The 3,907-nt window shown below is 41.5% G+C and carries 4 protein-coding genes; all 4 read left to right on the top strand.

Features of this window, described 5'->3' with window-relative positions; translation table 11 throughout:
- The coding region (folP, locus tag LD39_RS02145; RefSeq protein WP_035542400.1) for a dihydropteroate synthase at positions 1-818 on the top strand (818 nt) is incomplete at its 5' end.
- The gene (gene folB / locus LD39_RS02140) at positions 811-1,173 is read left to right on the top strand and encodes a dihydroneopterin aldolase (RefSeq protein ID WP_035542399.1); all 363 of its coding nucleotides are present in this window, start codon (positions 811-813) and stop codon (positions 1,171-1,173) included. The genes folP and folB, both read left to right, overlap by 8 nt.
- Positions 1,173-1,670 (top strand): 2-amino-4-hydroxy-6-hydroxymethyldihydropteridine diphosphokinase, encoded by a 498-nt coding sequence (gene folK / locus LD39_RS02135; RefSeq protein WP_035542397.1) that lies wholly within the window; start codon positions 1,173-1,175, stop codon positions 1,668-1,670. The genes folB and folK overlap by 1 nt, the downstream gene beginning before the upstream one ends.
- 345 nt (positions 1,671-2,015) lie before the next feature.
- A complete protein-coding gene (gene lysS, locus LD39_RS02130) occupies positions 2,016-3,500 on the top strand; it encodes a lysine--tRNA ligase (RefSeq protein ID WP_035542395.1) in 1,485 nt (494 codons plus the stop codon).
- The last annotated feature ends 407 nt before the right edge of the window (positions 3,501-3,907 follow it).

Below are 3,907 nucleotides of genomic sequence, written 5' to 3'. Positions count from 1 at the left end.
AAACAAGCAAAAAAACATATGACCTATCCTCTAGAACGTTCGTGATGGGAATTTTAAATATTACTCCTGATTCTTTTTCAGATGGCGGAAAATACAATGACATTGATGCTGCGGTTGCTCAAGCAGTAGCAATGGAGAGCAATGGTGCTGACGTTATTGATATCGGTGGAGAATCAACGCGTCCCGGTCATGTACCTGTTTCAGAATCAGAGGAAATTGAACGTGTTATACCCGTAATACGGGAGTTGAAAGAAAAACTCGATATTCCGATCTCTATCGACACATATAAAGCTGAAGTTGCTAAACAGGCAATAGAAGCAGGAGCTTCCATTATCAATGACGTATGGGGTGCGAAAGAAGAGCCGGGTATAGCTGAAGTTGCGGCAGCTACGGATGTCCCGATTGTTCTCATGCATAACCGAAAGGACAAGCGTTATTCATCACTCATTGATGATATGAAGCAAGATTTGAAAGACAGCATAGCGATTGCTAAAAAAGCTGGGGTAAAAGATGAGCATATTATTCTTGACCCAGGGGTAGGCTTTGCGAAGACACCACAAGACAATCTTATAGTAATGAGGAACCTTCATCAGTTTCATGACTTAGGATACCCGCTTCTTTTGGGAACATCGCGTAAATCTTTTATCGGCCAAGTCTTAGATTTACCTAAAGATGAACGGATGGAAGGTACAGGGGCAACGGTTTGTTATGGCGTTTCACAAGGTGTGCAAATTGTTCGTGTACATGATGTGAAGCCAATTGTTCGAATGACAAAAATGATGGATGCCATGATGGGAAAGGATGAATCAAATGGATAAGATCTATGTGAACCAAATGGAGTTCTGGGGCTATCACGGACTTTTTCCGGAAGAAAATAAACTCGGTCAACGTTTTTACGTTGATTTAGAGCTTGAATTGGACCTTAAACCAGCAGCAGAAACTGACGATATGACTAAATCAGTGGACTATGGGGCGCTTTATGAAACCACTAAGACAGTCGTCGAGGGAGAAGCTTACAAATTGGTAGAAACGGTAGCTGAAAAATTAGCGGGTGAATTACTCGGACAATTCGGCCTCATCGATGCATGCTTAGTAAAAGTTTATAAACCAGACCCTCCGATACCTGGCCATTACAAGTCGGTTGCCATTGAGATCTATAGGAGCAGACACTAATGAAGACGGCTTATATTGCCCTTGGGTCCAACATTTCCAAAAGAGAAGAATTCCTTAAAAGTGCAATAGAGATGTTGGAAGAACCTAGAGAGATTAATGTCATCGAGAAGTCGGCAGTCTATGAAACTGCCCCAGTAGGTTATACAGATCAAAGTGATTTTCTGAACATGGTGGTAAAAGTCACCACATCCTTATCGCCGCTTCAATTGCTCGATCACTGTCAAAGCATCGAATCAGAACTGGGGCGTAAACGGATTGTGAAGTGGGGACCTCGGACAATAGACCTTGACATTTTGCTCTATAATCAAGAAAATATGATAGCAGAGCGTTTAACTATCCCCCATCCGCATATGCAGGAGAGAGCTTTTGTTATGGTTCCTTTAGCAGAACTAGATCAAGAGGCGTTTCTTCCTCACCTGGAGCGGAGTGTCCTTGACATCCTCGAAGCTCTTCCTAAGGATGAAGTAGAGAGTGTGCGAGAATGGGGAAAGATTTAACCTTTAATCAGTTGTTCGACAAGTAGAGAACGATTGATACGCTTCACAGCGAGCGATTGATTTGATTAAAAAATGAAAAAGTAGCAATCATGGAAATGTGCAAGCATGCCTCATGGTATTTGATAAGCCTCAAAGGAAACGGTGGATGCTTAACATCCTTTACGATTTTGCTAATGAGCTGGAAGAGAGTATGGAGGTATCCCAAACTCCTTCTACGTTGACACGATGCAAGGACTTTTCTATACTAAATCATAGTTAGAATACTGCCAGTTCAGAGCTGGCAGTTTTATTTATTGAAGCGGATCATTTACCACATAAAAATAGATGAAGAATGGAGTGATTACAGTGTCAGAAGAACTCAACGAACATATGCGGGTGCGTAGAGAGAAGATGAATTCTTACCGTGAGCAAGGATTAGATCCTTTCGGCAGCAAGTTTGAACGAACAGATTACGCTCAAGACCTTCAAGAGAAATATGACCAGTACAGCAAAGAGGAGCTTGAAGAAAAGCAGATCCCTGCGACCATTGCTGGAAGAATCATGACGAAGCGCGGAAAAGGAAAAGCTGGCTTCACTCACATTCAAGACTTGACGGGTCAAATTCAGTTATACATTCGTAAAGATGCTATTGGAGAAGAAGCTTATGAAGTTTTCCAAACTGCTGACCTTGGAGATATCGTCGGTGTAACAGGTGCCATGTTCAAGACAAAAGTGGGGGAACTGTCTGTGAAAGCCGGGGAGTTCCAACTTCTAACAAAATCCTTGCGCCCACTTCCGGAGAAGTTCCATGGTTTGCAAGACGTAGAACAACGCTATCGCCAGCGTTATTTAGATTTAATTACGAACCCGGGAAGCCGCGATACATTTGTTACTCGCAGTAAAATCATTCAATCCATGCGCAGGTATTTGGATGGTTTAGGTTTTCTAGAAGTAGAAACACCATTAATGCATGGCATACCTGGTGGAGCATCCGCGCGCCCATTCATTACTCACCATAACGCGCTTGATATGCAGCTGTATATGCGTATTGCGATTGAGCTTCACTTGAAGCGGTTGATCGTTGGTGGAATGGAAAAGGTTTATGAAATCGGACGTGTATTCCGTAATGAAGGAATCTCGACTCGCCATAACCCTGAATTCACAATGCTTGAACTGTATGAAGCGTATGCGGACTATCATGATGTGATGAACTTGACTGAAAATATGGTCGCGCATATTGCAAAAGAAGTTCTTGGCAGCACGACTGTCACCTACAATGAACAAGAAATTAATTTAGAGCCGGAATGGACACGTCTACACATGGTGGATGCTATTAAAGAATACACTGGAGTAGACTTCTGGGAGCAGATGAGCGATGAGAGAGCAAAAGAACTTGCTCATGAACATGGCATAGAAGTTAAAGATACAATGACTTTCGGTCATATCGTAAACGAATTCTTCGAACAACGAGTGGAAGAAAAGCTTATTCAGCCTACATTTATTTACGGGCATCCAATCGAGATTTCTCCGCTTGCGAAGAAAAACCCAGAAGATGAGCGTTACACTGATCGATTTGAGTTATTCATTGTAGGTCGTGAGCATGCGAATGCATTCTCTGAGCTTAATGATCCAATTGATCAGCGTGAACGTTTTGAAGCGCAATTGAAAGAACGTGAAGAAGGAAACGATGAAGCGCATATGATGGATGAAGACTTCATCGAGGCTCTTGAATATGGAATGCCTCCAACTGGTGGACTAGGTATAGGGGTCGATCGTCTGGTCATGCTATTGACAGACTCTCCTTCCATTAGAGATGTATTACTTTTCCCACAAATGCGTAACCGTGACTAATCAATGAAGAGACTCGGCCGATTGATCGGTTGAGTCTTTTTATTTCTATTAAATAAAATAATAATTTTTATTTTAAAAACCCTTGATTCAATCGTAAAAGCGTGGTAAATTATTATTTGTCGCTTTAAGAGCAGGCGGCAACAATGCTTATAAAATTCATGGAAAAAGTTATTGACACATAACGATATCACATGGTATATTAGTAAGCGTCGCTTTAAGAGAGAAGCGAAAAGCCGGAAACGGCTCACAAGAAAATTATGAAAAAAGTTGTTGACTTCAAACAACTAACTATGATATACTAATCAAGTCGCTGTTTTGAACGGCGCACAAAACATTTTGATCTTTGAAAACTGAACGAACCAACCAGTACGTCAAAACATTCTTTCTATTATAGAAGGAATTCAAAC

The organism is Halobacillus sp. BBL2006, from assembly GCF_000786645.1.
Taxonomy (GTDB): domain Bacteria; phylum Bacillota; class Bacilli; order Bacillales; family Halobacillaceae; genus Halobacillus.
This window is presented reverse-complemented; position numbering and strand designations above follow the sequence as displayed.